General features: G+C 67.1%; 10 protein-coding genes. 9 read left to right on the forward strand and 1 reads right to left on the reverse strand.

From position 1 onward, the window contains the following. Window positions 1–62 precede the first annotated feature (62 nt). Entirely contained in the window at window positions 63–1,532 is a 1,470-nt protein-coding gene (gene eccD, locus OG448_RS08005) for a type VII secretion integral membrane protein EccD (protein ID WP_405552336.1), read from the reverse strand. 162 nt (window positions 1,533–1,694) lie between these two features. Here eccD and eccCa point away from each other — a divergent pair, with 162 nt between their 5' ends. The 9 genes from eccCa to OG448_RS08050 all read left to right on the forward strand — a co-directional run bounded on the left by eccCa (window position 1,695) and on the right by OG448_RS08050 (window position 15,247). Beyond that, window positions 1,695–5,657: a type VII secretion protein EccCa gene (eccCa, locus tag OG448_RS08010; RefSeq protein ID WP_405552338.1), complete on the forward strand. Its 3,963-nt coding sequence runs from the start codon at window positions 1,695–1,697 to the stop codon at window positions 5,655–5,657. A gap of 86 nt (window positions 5,658–5,743) precedes the next feature. Continuing rightward, window positions 5,744–6,256, forward strand: coding sequence for a hypothetical protein (locus OG448_RS08015; protein WP_405552340.1), 513 nt, complete (start codon window positions 5,744–5,746; stop codon window positions 6,254–6,256). Next, entirely contained in the window at window positions 6,247–7,785 is a 1,539-nt protein-coding gene (locus tag OG448_RS08020; RefSeq protein ID WP_405552341.1) for a hypothetical protein, read from the forward strand. Before OG448_RS08015 ends, OG448_RS08020 begins: the two co-directional genes overlap by 10 nt. A gap of 166 nt (window positions 7,786–7,951) precedes the next feature. After that, complete coding sequence (gene mycP, locus OG448_RS08025; protein ID WP_405552343.1) at window positions 7,952–9,151, forward strand: type VII secretion-associated serine protease mycosin; 1,200 nt, start codon at window positions 7,952–7,954, stop codon at window positions 9,149–9,151. 60 nt (window positions 9,152–9,211) lie between these two features. Then, window positions 9,212–9,628 (forward strand): hypothetical protein, encoded by a 417-nt coding sequence (locus OG448_RS08030; RefSeq protein ID WP_405552345.1) that lies wholly within the window; start codon window positions 9,212–9,214, stop codon window positions 9,626–9,628. Between the two features lie 20 nt (window positions 9,629–9,648). Then, a complete protein-coding gene (locus OG448_RS08035) occupies window positions 9,649–11,919 on the forward strand; it encodes a DUF6571 family protein (RefSeq protein ID WP_405552347.1) in 2,271 nt (756 codons plus the stop codon). Then, entirely contained in the window at window positions 11,916–12,545 is a 630-nt protein-coding gene (locus tag OG448_RS08040; protein ID WP_405552349.1) for a hypothetical protein, read from the forward strand. Before OG448_RS08035 ends, OG448_RS08040 begins: the two co-directional genes overlap by 4 nt. Before the next feature lie 10 nt (window positions 12,546–12,555). Next, window positions 12,556–12,984: a hypothetical protein gene (locus OG448_RS08045; protein ID WP_405552351.1), complete on the forward strand. Its 429-nt coding sequence runs from the start codon at window positions 12,556–12,558 to the stop codon at window positions 12,982–12,984. Between the two features lie 10 nt (window positions 12,985–12,994). Beyond that, window positions 12,995–15,247 carry a hypothetical protein gene (locus OG448_RS08050; protein WP_405552353.1) on the forward strand — a complete coding sequence of 751 codons (2,253 nt, stop codon included), beginning with the start codon at window positions 12,995–12,997 and terminating at the stop codon, window positions 15,245–15,247. Window positions 15,248–15,255: the final 8 nt, after the last annotated feature.

The raw sequence follows: 15,255 nt of genomic DNA on the forward strand, positions 1-15,255 counted from the left end.
CTCAGGGTACCAGGGCCGTCCGGGGCCTCTTCACGGCGCCTGTCCGGCCCTCTTCACGGCACCTAGCCGACCATCGAGCGTACGTCCGCGAGGACGCCGAGGGTGGCCAGGCAGAGGGGGGCCAGGGCGAGCAGGACGGCACCCTCGGCGAGGTCGAGGAAGCGGCCCCAGAAGGGTGACAGGCCCTTGCTGGGGACGATCAGGCCGATCGCGGTGATCAGTACGGCGCCCGCGGCGACGGCCGCCGTCAGCCAGGCGGTGCGCAGGTCGAGGGCGCCGCGGTCGTGGTGCAGCACGAAGTCGGTGAGGGCCGCGTGGGGCGGGTTCAGGGCGAGGCCGAGCAGCAGCAGCGCGATGGCGGCGAGGCCGGCGACCAGGACGCAGGACACCTGGGCGGTGTAGCGGAACAGCCGCGCGCGGATCAGCATGGCGAGGCCGGTGGTGAGGGCGAGGAGCTGGCCCCAGACGTTGTCGCAGAAGCCGAGGACGGCGGCGGAGGCGACGACGAGGGCCGCCGTGCCGCCGACCAGGCCGAGCAGCATCTCGTGCCCGCGCCGGGCCTGGGCGGCGACGAGGTCGGCGTCGAGCGGTTCGGCGTCGGCGCCCTGCGCGGTGTCCGGGTCGAAGGCGTCGTCGGTGGCGGAGTGCGGCGAGGCGTAGCCGATGGGCAGCCGGGCGAAGCGCGCGGAGAGGCCGGGCAGGAAGGCGACCAGGCCGATGCCGACGGGGGCGCACACGGCGGCGGTCGCGGTGGCGGAGGCGTCGGCGAGCAGGGCCACGAAGGTGGCGAGGGTGCCGACGGTCGCGAGGAAGGAGGCGGCGACGAAGGGGGCGTCCCCGCCGGGCGTGAGCGCCACCAGGACGACCGAGGCGATCAGTACGGCCACGCAGCCGAGCATGAACTGGAGCTTGCCCGGCCCCTGGGCCGCCGGTGGGCCGATGACCCCGGAGCCGGCGATCAGCAGCAGCGGCAGCGCGCCGAGGCCCACGGCGACGGCGGCGCCCCGGTCGCCGTACACCCGGGCGCGGACCCCGGCGAAGGCGGTGAGGAGCACGCCGAGGCCGCCGGCGATGACGCCGGGCAGGCCGTGCATGTCGTGACGCACGGGGTCGGCGTACCAGAGGACGAAGCCGGTCAGCAGGATCAGCAGGGCACCGCCCGCGAGCCCGGCGACGCGCAGCAGGTCCTCGCTCCACAGGTGCCGGTCGCGGACGACGGCGGAGGCGACGGCGTCGGAGACGTCGTCGTAGACGGCGGGCGGCAGGGACTCGGCGAAGGGGCGCAGGCTCAGCACCTCGCCGTCCAGGACGCCCTCGTCGGCGAGGGTGCGGGCGCTGTCGAGCACGCGGCCGTCGCGGCGGACCAGGTGGTAGCCGGCCGGGGTGCCGACCTCCTGGGTCTGGCCGGTCAGGCGCAGTATCTCCGGGTAGATGTCGGCCACGGCGATGTCCACCGGGAGCGCCACGTCGATACGGCTGTCGGGTGCCACGACCGTGACCCTGCTGAATCCCGTCGCCGCTGTCGTAGTCACCTTCACAGACCCCCTGTTCGCGGATGCGCACGCTGCGGGCGTCACCCTACCGGGGGCCGGTGTCAGTGGTGACCAGTAGGATCGCCGGCAAGCGGAGGACGACCGTCGCCACGGGGGTGCCGGTGATCAACCGATCGTCCGCGCAGGAGGATTGACGCTCCGGTGAGCCAGCTCGTCATCAAGCGCCCGCCTCGTGCGCTGCCGCCCGAAGTGTCCTCGGAAGAGGTGCAATTGGAGGCTCCTCCCGAGCTGCCGCGCGGGCAGCAGGAGGGCATGCTGATGCAGGTCCTGCCGACCCTCGGCATGGGCTCCTCCGTGGTGTTCTACTTCGCATCCCCGAACGCCCATCCGTTCATGCGGATCATGGGTGTCGTCATGCTCGTGTCCACGGCGGCAATGGTCGTCTCGCAGATCGTCCGGCACCGTCGCGGTACGCAAGGGCAAATGGCCGACGTTCGCCGTGACTACCTCCGTTACCTGGCCCAGACCCGGCGCACGGTACGGAAGACCGCCCTGCGCCAGCGGGACGCGCAGCTCTATCTGCACCCCGCCCCCGAGCAGTTGTGGTCGCTGGTCGCCGAGGGCAGCCGGGTGTGGGAACGGCGTGTGGCGGACGAGGACTTCGGGCAGGTCCGGATCGGCCTGGGCCCGCAGCAGTTGGCCACTCCCCTGATGGCGCCGCAGACCGCGCCGGTGGACGAGCTGGAGCCGCTGTGCGCCGGTGCCATGCAGCGCTTCCTGTCGGTGCACGGCCAGTTGGACGGCCTGCCGGTCGCGCTGTCGCTGCGCGCCTTCTACCACGTGACGGTCTCCGGCGACCCGGAGCGCGCCCGGTCCGCCGCGCGCGCCCTGGTGGCGCAGGCGACGACCCTGCACTCCCCCGACGACCTGATCGTGGCCGTGGTGGCCTCGCGGGGCGCGGCGGAGCGCTGGGACTGGACGAAGTGGCTGCCGCACTGCCAGTTGCCGGGCCAGTTCGACGGCGCGGGCACCCGCAGGCTGTTCAGCGACGACCTCGGTGAGCTGGAGCAGTTGCTGGCCGGCCGGCTGGAGGAGCGGCCGCGGTTCAGCCGGGGCGGGCAGCCGCTGCTGGACCAGCCGCACATCCTGGTCGTCATCGACGGCGGCATCGTGCCGCCGTCGTCGGTGTTCGCGGCCGCCGAGGGCCTCCAGGGCGTGACGATCGTGGAGGTCGTCCCCGGCGAGCTGGACACCCCGCGCGGCGACCTCTCCATCGTGGTGCGCCCGGAGCGGCTGCGGCTCGACTCCGGTGGCGACGTGGCCTTCGAGGGCACGCCCGACGGGCTGTCGCTGCCCGGCGCCGAGGCGCTGGCCCGGCAGCTCGCCCCCTTGCGGATGGGCGGCGGGGACGACGACGAACCGCTGCTGTCCAACCTGGACTTCACCGATCTCCTGGGCCTCGGGGACGCCGCCTCGGTGGACGTGCGGCGCACCTGGCGGCCGCGCTCCATGTCGGAGCGGCTGCGGGTGCCGATCGGCGTCGGCGAGGACGGCCAGCCGGTGATGCTGGACCTGAAGGAGGCCGCGCAGGACGGCATGGGCCCGCACGGCCTGTGCGTGGGCGCGACCGGCTCCGGCAAGTCGGAGTTGCTGCGCACCCTGGTGCTGGGCCTCGCGGTCACGCACTCCTCGGAGACGCTGAACTTCGTCCTCGCCGACTTCAAGGGCGGCGCGACCTTCGCGGGCATGTCCCAGATGCCGCACGTCGCGGCCGTCATCACCAACCTCTCCGACGACCTCACTCTGGTCGACCGCATGGGCGACGCGATCCGGGGCGAACTCCAGCGCCGCCAGGAGCTTCTGCGGGCGGCGGGCAACTACGCCAACATCCACGACTACGAGAAGGCGCGCGCGGCCGGCGCCCCGCTGGAGCCGCTGGCCTCGCTCGTCCTGGTGATCGACGAGTTCAGTGAACTCCTGACCGCCAAGCCCGACTTCATCGACATGTTCATCCAGATCGGCCGGATCGGCCGCTCCCTGGGCGTGCATCTGCTGCTCGCCTCGCAGCGGCTGGAGGAGGGGCGGCTGCGCGGTCTGGACACGTATCTGTCGTACCGGGTGGGTCTGCGGACGTTCTCCGCGGCCGAGTCGCGGGCGGCGCTCGGGGTGCCGGACGCGTACCACCTGCCCTCGGTGCCCGGCTCCGGGTATCTGAAGTTCGGCACGGACGAAATGACGCGCTTCAAGGCGGCGTACGTCTCGGGTACGTATCGCGCGGGTGGCGCCGAGGTCACCCAGGGCAGCGCGCCCGTGGAGCGCCGCCCGGCGCGGTTCACGGCGCTTCCGGTGCCGATGGCGTACGCGGCACCCGACCCGGCCGAGGAGCGGGCGCGGGCCGCGCGCGCGGAGGACGACGCGCTGGCGGACACGGTGCTGGACGTGGTCGTGCAGCGCCTCGACGGCCAGGGGGTGCCCGCGCACCAGGTGTGGCTGCCTCCGCTGGACGAGGCACCCGCGCTGGACCAACTGCTGCCCGCGCTGTCGGTGTCGTCCGAGCGGGGGCTGCACGCGCCGGAGTACCCGCGCGCGGGCGCGCTGACCGTGCCGCTGGGTCTCATCGACAAGCCCTTCGAGCAGAAGCGCGAGGTGCTGTACCGGGACTTCTCGGGCGCGGCCGGCCACATGATGGTCGTCGGCGGCCCGCAGTCCGGCAAGTCGACGCTGCTGCGCTCGCTGGTCGCGTCGTTCGCGCTGACCCACACGCCTCTGGAGACGCAGTTCTACTGCCTGGACTTCGGCGGCGGGGGCCTCGCCTCCCTGGCGGACCTCCCGCACGTGGGCGGGGTCGCGTCCCGGCTGGACCCGGAGCGGGTGCGCCGTACGGTCGCGGAGGTCGCGGGCATCCTGAACCGCCGCGAGCAGTTCTTCCGCACCAACGGCATCGACTCCGTCGCCACCTACCGCAGGCGCCGCGCGGCGGGCGAACTGCCGGGTGAGGCATGGGGGGACGTGTTCCTGGTCATCGACGGCTGGGGCAATTTCAAGACGGAGTACGAGGGCCTGGAGGGTGTCGTCAACGACATCGCGGGCCGGGGTCTCGGTTACGGCATCCATGTCGTCGTCTCCGCGTCGCGCTACATGGAGGTCCGCGCGGCCCTCAAGGACCAGATCCTCAGCCGGCTCGAACTGCGACTGGGCGACCCGATGGACTCCGAGTTCGACCGCAAGGTCGCGGTGAACGTCCCGGCGGGTGTGCCCGGCCGCGGCCAGGTCTCGGAGAAGCTGCACTTCATGACGGCGCTCCCCCGCATCGACGGCGCCTCGTCGGCGGGCGATCTGTCCGAGGCGACGGCCGCGCTGGTCCAGCGGGTCAAGGCCGGCTGGGAGGGTCCCGCCGCTCCGACGGTGCGTCTGCTGCCGCGCAAGCTGCCGGCCGACCAGCTTCCCAAGGGGTTCGAGTTCCCGCAGGCGGGCATCGCGATCGGCATCGACGAGGCCAACCTGGAGCCGGTCTTCGTCGACCTGGACACCGACCCGTTCTTCCTGGTCTTCGGGGAGAGCGAGTCCGGCAAGACGAACCTGCTGCGGCTGATCGCCAAGCAGATCGCCGAGCGGTACACCCCGGCCGAGGCCCGCATCGTCGTCGGCGACTACCGGCGCACCATGCTGGAGGCGGTCGGGGAGGAGCACCTGCTGGAGTACGCGCCGATGGCCTCGGCGATGCAGGTCCACATGGACGCGATCCGGCAGTTCATGGAGATGCGGGCGCCGAAGCCGGACATCACCCCGCAGCAGTTGCGCGACCGCAGTTGGTGGACCGGCCCGCAGCTCTTCGTCATCATTGACGACTACGAGCTGGTGGCGACCAACTCCGGTAATCCGCTCGCCCAGTTGGTCGAGCACCTGCCGTTCGCGCGGGACGTCGGCGTGAAGTTCATCATCGCCCGCAGCCAGGCGGGCGCCTCGCGTGCCATGTACGAGTCGTTCATGCAGCGGGTGAAGGAGCTGGGCGCACAGGGCGTCGTTCTTTCGGGCGACCCCAGCGAGGGCGACATCCTCGGCACGGTACGGGCGCGTCCCATGCCGCCGGGGCGTGGCGTGTTCGTTTCCCGCAAGCGCGGAACGTCCCTTATTCAACTGGGGTTGCTTCCGCAACGCCATTAGAGTGATCGATGGAATCCACCCCCGTTCCTCCGTTCGAACGAGCGAAGGGACGGGGATGACACGGGGAGAACGGGGAGGCGGCTGAGGTGAGTTCGGACGGGGGCGGCGTGACCGCGGGTTCGGGCGGCGGCAAGGTTCCTGACACGGGGACGGGCTTCGACACCCTGGCGGGGGTCAATCCGGCCATGGCGCTGGACATCCAGCACACCGCCATGAAGAGCTTCAAGAAGCGGGTCGACGCGCTGCTGGTCGAGCTGGACAAGTCGGAGGCGGCACCGGGCAAGGTCGGCGAGGACCGGCTGCCGCGGGCCCAGCTCGGGGCGTCCACCTTCAAGGAGGCGCAGTTCCTCCACGACTCGTACACCATCGTCCACGACGAGTTGGAGAACCTCTCCAAGGCCCTCAGCGCCCAGATAGAGAGCATGAGCCTCGCGGTCCACGCCTCCCGCGTGGGCTACGAGAACCTCGACGAGGACATCAAGGCGCGGATGCGGGCGGTGAACGCGGAGGCGGAGAAGTATTACGACGCGGCGCGGGATCCTTATGCGCCGAAGAAGCCGGAACGGGCCGCGAATCAGTCCGAGAGGGGATGGAAGTGAGCGAGCAACCCGAGCCCGAGCTGCGCCGGACGGACTTCGAGTCCATGACGCACGAGCAGCTCGCGGCCATGCTGGACTCCGCGAGTCCGACCTCCGCATCCCACCTCTCGAGCAAGCTTGGGCATGCCGCTTCGACGATCAGTCAGATCGGTGACGACCTGATGAAATACGTCAAAGGCCTGGAATGGCAAGGCGAAGCCGGTGACGCCTTCCGGGATTGGGGTGGGCAGACCGCCAGCTCGACGCTGCGCCTTGGTGAGTATGCCCAGAGCGCATCTGACTTCATGGCCAGGGTGACGCAAGCCATCGGCGAGGCGAAGTCATCCATGCCGGACACCTCGGAGACGGCTCAGGCACGAGCGGACTTGGCAGCCGCGCATAAGACGATCAACGCTGCCAAGCAGCCCGGTGCGCGTAATGATCCGGACGCCCGTAAGGCGGCTCAGACTGCGCAGACGGATGCGACAGGAGCGGAGCATCGTCTTGAATCCGCTCGTCAAGCCGCGATTCAAGAGATGCGGAAACTCGCTCAATCGTACGAGTACGCCGCCATGCAGGTGAACAGTGTTCCTCCACCCACCTTCGCGCCGCCGGCGGGAAGGGCCGCGCCCAACGAATGGTGGCACACGGACGACAAAGGGCATGTGCAGGTCGCTCCGACGTACACGAGCGGTGGACACTCAATCGCTTCGGCTCACGCTCCCGTACGACGCAGCGACGGCACCGAGGCCCTCCCGTCCCACCGGGCTTCGGTCGCGCCCGTCGTCGACGCCGTCGGCCGTCCACATAGTCACCCGGGCAGCCATCCCGAGCCTGTCTCCTTGGGCATCGACAGCGTCGACACCCTGCCGCGAGCACATACTCCGCCCGCACCGGTAACCGGCCCGGCCCTGCCGAACCGGGAAGTTCCCCTTCCCGGTCTGCCAGTTGGCGTGCCACAGACCTTCGGCAGCGGGCGCGGTATCAACTCCGCCCTGCCGCCCCGGCTGCCCGGCGTCGGCCGCCTTCCGCAGGTGCCTGGCCTGGTCAACTCGTCCGGAGGCGTGCCTCGTATGCCCCGCGAAGCGGGAATCATGGGAGGACGGCCGGTCACCGGCGCCGGTCGCTCTGTGACCGGCATCCCGCGCGGAACGGTCATCGGTAACGAGAACGCACAGGGCCGTACCCCCATGGGCCGGACCATGAGCCCAGGCTCACCTGCCGGTGATGCTGCCCGCTCGACCGGAGCGTTTGGCCAGGGTCGCCGCCTCGCCTCCGAAACTGGCGGAGTCGTGGGGGGCCGCACCCAGCCGGGCCGCACCGGAGGCCGGCCCTTCACGAGTGGCGGCTCAGGACTGGTCCGCCCTTCGGCCAAGGCGGCACCCCACGAGGGGTCCACCTCGCAGGTGGGTCGTGCGAGTGCCTCGGGTCGCCCCGCCAACTCACGCAAGGGTGGGGAGGGCGGCGAGAAGCGGCCCGACTACTTGCTGGAAGACGAAGAGACCTGGACCAGGAACGACCGCCGGTCGCTTCCGCCGGTCGTCGACTGAAGCCATGAGAGCTGAATTCCGAGGAAGGCACATGCGCAGCAGAGGTAGACACAGCCTGCGGTTTTCATCCCTGGCGTCCGCCTTTCTCGGGCTGACGCTCGTCACTGTCTCGGCCGCCCCGGCTCACGCACAGTCCGTCCGGGCTCAGCAGTGGCACTTGGATGCGATGAGCGCACCCGAGATGTGGAAAGTAAGCACGGGGCGGGGGATCACCGTTGCTCTCATCGACTCGGGGGTCGACGACTCCCTTGCCGACCTCAAGGGTCAGGTCCTCGACGGGAAGGACTTTTCCGAGCAGCGCGGAGACGAACACACGGACATCGCGGGGCACGGCACCGACATGGCCGCACTCATAGCTGGAACAGGGAGACGAGGGGCGCAAAACGGATCGTATGGTCTGGCCCCGGGTGCCAAGATCCTACCCATCCGAATGCGTTACGCCAGCGATGAGTTTGGTCAGGTGGACAGCCGTAAGGAGTTTTCGCGAGCGCTGTCCAAGTCCATTCGTTTTGCCGCTGACTCCAAGGCACAGATCATCAACATGTCCTTGGGTAACGACAACTCTCCCGGTCGGCAGGACGTAGAGACTCCCGAGCTCAGGTCGGCGGTCAAGTACGCGCTTTCCAAAGGAAAATTGCTCTTCGCGGCCGTCGGTAACGGCGGCAAAAAGGCCAATAATCCTGAATATCCAGCCGCCACGCCAGGCGTGGTGGGTGTTGCGGCCGCTGACAGGAACGCCAAGGTCGGCGAATTCTCCCAGTGGGGGCCGCAAGTAGACATGATCGCTCCGGGCATAGACATGGTGCACGCTTGCCAGGGCGGGTCCGAGGTGTGCAGATCGCGGGGCACCAGCGATGCCAGTGCGATCGCCTCCGCCTCGGCGGCCCTCATCTGGTCCAAGCACCCGGACTGGACCAACAATCAGGTCCTACGGGTCATGCTGAACACGCTCAACAAGCCGGCGGACGGTTCGAAGCGGAACGACCTGATCGGCTACGGTGCTGTTCGCCCGCGGGCCGCACTGCTGAACCCCGGCGACCCCGGCCCGGCGGATGTGTACCCCCTCCCGGACCTGGCCGCAGCCGCCGCCAAGTCGCCCTCCCCCAAGGCGCCTAAGCCCACGGCCCCCGCCAAGGACGAGAACGCGGCGTCGAAGGCGAGTGACGGTGGAAACTCCCTCCTCTGGACCGGCGTAGGCATAGCGGCCGCTCTGCTGATCGGCGCGGTGGTCACCCTCGGCGTACTCCGTTCGCGTCGCCGCACGGCCGTGACACCGCCCCCTCCCGCCTACCCCCCGTACGCCCCCGCCCAGGGCCCGTACCACCCCCCGGCGGACGCGCATCAGCACACGGAGCAGAACCCGTGAGGAGCGATCGAGTCCCGACGGCTTGCTCGTTCGTCTCGTCAGCGGAGAGAGAAGACGTACATGTCGTTCGATGAGATGTGGGGCCAGGCGCGGACCACGGCGGCCGCCAGACAACACAGCAGCATGCAGCTGAACCACATCCCCGCAGACCCGGGCGAGGCCGCCGACGGCAAGAAGCTCGTCACGGACGCCGGCTTCCTCCGCCACCGGGCGAAGAGCGCCGACACGGCCCGTACCGACTTCGTGAAGACGGACGACGCGGCGACCAAGGAGACCGGTCAGGTGGCCGGCAGCCTGAAGGGCTTCAAGTCCGGCCCGGCGTTCACCACGTTCATGACGAGGTGGCGCGGCCAGGTCGACTACGTGGAGAACCTGCTCAAGAACGACATCGTCGGTGCCCTGCGTACCAGCGCCAACGAGTACGCGGCCCGCGAGCAGCAGGAAAAGGCCCGCCACAGCAGCGAACGACTCAAGTAGCGGGACCGAACGGGGACGACATGCTGGACTATCACACGCTGCTCCATGCCGACTTCACCGAGCTGTCCGAGGCGGTGAACAAGTGGCGCAAGCTGCCCGAGGGTTTCAAGAAGGTCCACACGCAGTACTCCAACACGGTGGAGAAGGACCTGGAGGGCTCGGACTGGAAGGGCGCGGGCGCCACCGCGGCACTCGGCAAGGTGCGGCACGTCGGCAAGCAGATCACCGCCGCGGCGGACGAGGCGCAGGACGTCTACAAGCTGCTGGACGACGCCCACGAGGTTCTCACCGGCGCGCAGAAGAAGCTGAAGAACCTCACGCATGACATCGAGAGCGACAAGTACCTCTCGATCAAGCCGTCCGGCGAGGTGTACTTCGATCCGCCGGCCGACACTCCGACCGAGAACCTGGCCGCGCTGAACAAGGGCTACCAGGAGTCGCTCCAGGCGTACCGCAGCGGTATCCGCTCGGCGCTCGACACCGCCACGGAGGCCGACGAGGCGTTGCACTGGGCGCTCACCCAGGACCACAACGGCCGTGGCAAGGGCTTCAACCCGAACACCTACGACAGCATCGCCGCGGCAAAGAAGGGGCGCGAGCAGGCGGACCGGGACCTGAAGGAACTGGAGAAGCTGACCGGCAAGCGGAGCAAGCTGGGGATGGCGTCCGCGCTGGACTCCCTCGACCCGGCCGAGCTGCGCCGGATCAACAGCCTGCTCAGTCAGCACGAGGGCGACCCGTACTTCGCGGAGAAGTTCGCCACCCACCTCGGTGGCAAGGGCACGCTCGAACTCTGGACGCGGATCGCCGACCGGGTCCAGACGGGCGACGCCCAGACCAAGGCTTCCGCCGACATCCAGAAGTCCCTGAGCTTCACCCTCGCCACCGCCTCCCACGTCGACAGCCCCGCCATGGACCACTGGAAGCGTGACGTCCTCGCCCAGGGCGCCAACCAGATCGACTACCTCGACATGGCCCGCGGCACGACCCAGAAGGGCCCCTTCGGGTTCCAGGTCATGAGCAGCCTGATGCGGTACGGCAACTACGACCGCGAGTTCCTCAACGACTACGGCCAGAAGCTCATCGGCTTCGAGAAGTCCCACAAGGACGACAAGCCGAACGAGCTCTGGCGAGCCGAGGGGGATCCTTCTCCTTACCTGAACTTCGACTCGAAGAACGACCAGGGCGTCGATCCGATGGCCGGGTATATGGAGGCACTGGGGCATAACCCGGATGCGGCGAGGGATCTGTTCTACTCGAAGGATTGGGACGCCAAGACGAAGGTCGACCCTGACCTGCAATACTTGCTCGAAAAGCGCGAATGGGTCAACGGAAACCCTTTCGCCAAGGATCAGGCTGGATACGGATACGACGAGCTCGGCCACGCCTTGGAAGCTGCGACTCTAGGAACGCCCTACGACGCACCGGATGGCAGTCTGCACCGGAACGACAGAGCGGCGAACATCATGGAACAGGTCGCGCACGCGGTTGGCGAGAAGAGCGACCTGCTCGAAAACAAGCCTGGACTCAGCGACAGCTTGGCCCGAATGGGGGCAGGCTATATGGACGACCTCAATTGGTCCGCCATCGACGAAGGCGGACGCGGGTCAGCCCTCGGTCGCGATCACCTGTACCACCATGACGGCACCGGGCATCTCGGTCTCCGCAGCCTGACTGCGAGCAACTTCTTGTACAACGTCGCGCAAGACGAAGACGGCTACAAGATTCTTTCGTCCGCTCAACAGGCTTTCACAATGAGTGGTTTGGAGGCGTACCGGGACGCACCGGAAGATGTCCAAAAGATCGTCATGAACAGCGGTTACGTCCACGGCATCCTGGATGAAGGCCGCATCGCGGCTGTCGACAAGGAATACAAGGACGCCACCGAAAAGATCAACGACAAGCTCGCCGAATCAGCCGAGTGGAAGAAGTTCGGCATCAGTCAGGGCGTAGGCGTCGCTACTGGCCTTGTTCTACTACCAGTGGGAGGGCCGGCCGTGTCAGCAGCCGCGGCATTCGTAGTGCCCACACTGGTACAAGGAGCAACCGGCGCCGCACAGACCCAGTGGGGAATCGAGATCGGCAGAGAAGTAAAGGAACAAGAAGCAGACCTGTCCGACAAGAATAGGATGACGGCCCAGCGATTCAGTGAACTTGGCACGTTCCGGGCGACACAACCCGCGTTGCTCTACATGCGAGAGCACGGCGGAAAAGATATGACGGAAGATGTGCTTAACGCATACGACCGCGGGGCGAACGTCCAGAAGCGCACGCACGGAGGTAGCCAGTGATTCGGCGCATTCTACTCACGCTCGGTGCAGCGTTGAGCGTATTGGCGTGCGCTGGTTGCGGTGGAGACGCAAAACCTCACGGTGAGGCGGCACTGAAAGGTGCGTGCGAAGGGGTGTTCGATACCAAAATGATCGCCGAATCCCGCAAAAGTGACACTTTCGACGATCTTCATGTTGCGGACGGGTCGAGATCAAGCGCTTCTGCCGTAAAAATCATGCTGGACGAGGATCATGCGGCTTACGCCTGCCTCATCGATGACAAGGATTCCTCTAAAACCGATTCCGGGGCCCTCTCCATCAAGTTCATCCCGGGATTGGGGCCGTTGTTTTCGCTGGACGAGACACAAAGCTACAGCGGATACAAGGCATACAAGCTGGGTAACGGCATGCAGGCCACAATCGAATCCGACAGCGCCAGCGTTTACTTTCAGTGTGAATCAAAGGACCGGATGCGCCCGCTTTCTGTCACTGGAACTATATATAGTGACTTCTACATAAGCTTCGAAGCGCGCTTCCGTCCTCTGTTTCGCTCCTCGCTCAAGGTAGCGAAAATTCTAAAGTGCGAGAACGAGATCAAGTTCCCGGATCCCGCAAAGATGAAGTATCTGCCGCTCAAGAAGAACTAGAAAGCCAGCCATGTCATTCGACGCGATGTGGGGTCAGGCACGGAGTACCGCCGCCGCCCGGCAGCAGAGCAGTATGCAGCTCAATCACGCGGACCCCGGCATCACTACCGGTGGGGCCTCCGACTACACCGTCACCTCCCCGGAGTTGAAGGCCGTCGGGAACGACGCGCAGGAGTTGTTCCACCACCTCGATACAGACGCGTTCCACGCCGGCGCGACGACTGGCACCGCCTCGGACCAACTGACCGACGACGGCTTCAAGACCGGCCTCGCGCTGTCCTCGGCGTGGTTCACGTGGTGTTCCCAGGCGGAGGCGCTGCTCAGTGCCTGTGCGCATATCCACAACCACCTTGAGGACACGGTGTGGACGCACAAGAACCACGAAGAAACCCTCGTGACCAACCTTTCCGTCGAGAAACTCGACAAGCACTTCAAGTAAGGACCTGAGCATGGTCGCGTTCGACGATCTCCTCCATGCCCGCCTGGGCGGCTTGCAGGACGCCGTGAACGACTGGACGGAGACCGTCAAGAAACTGAAGACGCTGCAGGAGAAGGCCGAGAACGGCATGCAGCGCAAGGCGGAGAAGGCGGACTGGAAGGGCCAGAACGCCGGCGTCACCCGCCCCTTCATCAAGAACACCGCCAAGGAATTCGGCGACGCGGCCAAAGAAGCCGAAAGCATCCGGAACATCCTCCGGGACGCCCTGGCGGACTTCAGGACGTCCAAGAAGAAGCTCGGAGACATCGTCGATGCCGCCCCCGCCAAGGGAATCCGAATCGGCACCGACGGATCGGTGAGCTACCTGGTGCACCCCGACCGACGGGGGAAGAACTACGAGGGGCCCGAACCGAAGCAGGCGGATTTCGACCAGGTTCGAGCCGACATCAAGGCCGCACTCGACAAGGCCACCGAGGCGGACGACGTCGCCTCCCGGGCGCTGGTCACGCTGGTAGGCAAGGATGAGCACAACTTCTCCGGCACCGACTACCACTCCCTCAAGGACGCGAAGGCGATCCAGGACGCCCAGGAGTTCGTCGCCCTCTCCAGGAAGGGCGCCCACGCCTCACCCAGTGAACTCGCCCACGCCAACCACCTGCTCAAGGAGCACACCGGCGACAAGCTCTTCGCCGAGAAGGTGGCGACCGGCATGGGTGGCAAGGGCACCATGACCTATTGGTCCGCGATCGTCGACTCCCACCAGGGCAACATGCCCAAGACGGAACTGGCGACGCTCAAGGACCTCCAGAAGAACCTCGGCCTCACTCTCGCCGAGGCCACGCACTCCAAGAGTGCGGAGATGCAGAAGTGGAAGAAGGACGTGATCGCGCTCGGCGATCAGCAGTTCATCACTGATCGGACGAAGGACACCACCGGACCGTTCGGCTTCCAGATCACGAGCAGCCTCATGCGCCATGGGGAGTTCGACCAGAAGTTCCTGAACGACTACGGCGACAAGTTGATCGACTACGAGAAGAACACCGACGCGCCGCAGCTGTGGTCGCACGGCGGACAGTATTACGACGCCCTCAACTTCGGAGCGGCGAAGAACGACGACGGCAAGGACCCCATGACGGGGTTCCTCGAGGCCCTGGGCCACAACCCACACGCCTCCACGGAGTTCTTCCACGACAAGGAACACTTCAACTACCTGACCGGCGTGGAGACCAAGAAGGGGCCCGAACCCAGGATCTGGCCCCAGGACAGCGCGAGCTTCGTCCCAAGTCCTGACCAGAAGCAGCAGTTGCCGGGTTTCGTCTCCCTGGGGCACGCCTTGGAAGCCGCCACGACCGGCCACAGTTACGAGGCCGGCCCGTCCGCCGCGACTTCTGTTCACTCCGCTGAGCAGGCCGACGTCATGAACCGTCTGGTCACCAGCATGTCCAAGCATCCGGACCTGGTGCGTGACGGCATGGCGGAGAGTCTCGGGCAGATCTCCGCCGAGTACATGCCTGACATCCACCGGGCGATCGACCCGCACAAGGGCAACATCGATGCGTTGTTCCCGCACAAGGGGTCGGACGCCGATCTCCAAGAGCACGATGTGACACGGTTCCTGCACACCATCGGTCAGGACCCTGATGGATACGCGGCCGTGAACCTCGGACAGCACCAGTACACGGCGAGCATTCTCGAGTACCACATGAAGCATCCGGATGCTTACGTCAATACGCTCTCGCCGGACCGCCACGAGGCGCTCACCCAGACCATCACGTCGATCAGCACGGATGCCGGAGAGATCGAGGGCGTCATCGGCTCCGGCCGCGATTACGCCCTCGAGCACAAGCTGGTCGAGGGCGACGGCGCCTACAACACCGCTCTCGGCAAAGCGGGAACCTGGGCAGGAAGTCTGGCCGGCATTGGCATCGGCCTGGGCACGTCCGCCTTCAGCGGACCAGGAGGAGCCGTCGCGAGTGGTCTCGCGGGCACCGCCAGCGGCGAGATCATCAACGGCATTGTGCAGGGCGCCAACCGGGACAGGCTGGACGGCCAGATCTACCGGGATGGTCAGCACTGGGAAGTGCTGAAAGAAGACACCGCCCAGACCACGAGGGATTCCCTCGCTGCCACCACTCTGCGGCACGACCCCAGTTTCCGACTGTACAAGGAGATCTCCGACTCCGCGGTCGACGATGGTTTCCGCGCGGGACAGAGCAACGTACAGAAGTACCTCAAGGGCGAAGTGCAGAGCAGTGGCCAGTAGCACCATCT

The organism is Streptomyces sp. NBC_01171 (assembly GCF_045039805.1).
Lineage (GTDB): Bacteria > Actinomycetota > Actinomycetes > Streptomycetales > Streptomycetaceae > Streptomyces.

Coding starts and splice junctions, on each gene's coding strand:
- OG448_RS08030 (WP_405552345.1), top strand. CDS start 9,212: ATGTCGTTCGATGAGATGTGGGGCCAGGCGCGGACCACGGCGGCCGCC.
- OG448_RS08035 (WP_405552347.1), top strand. CDS start 9,649: ATGCTGGACTATCACACGCTGCTCCATGCCGACTTCACCGAGCTGTCC.
- OG448_RS08020 (WP_405552341.1), top strand. CDS start 6,247: ATGGAAGTGAGCGAGCAACCCGAGCCCGAGCTGCGCCGGACGGACTTC.
- OG448_RS08045 (WP_405552351.1), top strand. CDS start 12,556: ATGTCATTCGACGCGATGTGGGGTCAGGCACGGAGTACCGCCGCCGCC.
- OG448_RS08050 (WP_405552353.1), top strand. CDS start 12,995: ATGGTCGCGTTCGACGATCTCCTCCATGCCCGCCTGGGCGGCTTGCAG.
- mycP (WP_405552343.1), top strand. CDS start 7,952: ATGAGCGCACCCGAGATGTGGAAAGTAAGCACGGGGCGGGGGATCACC.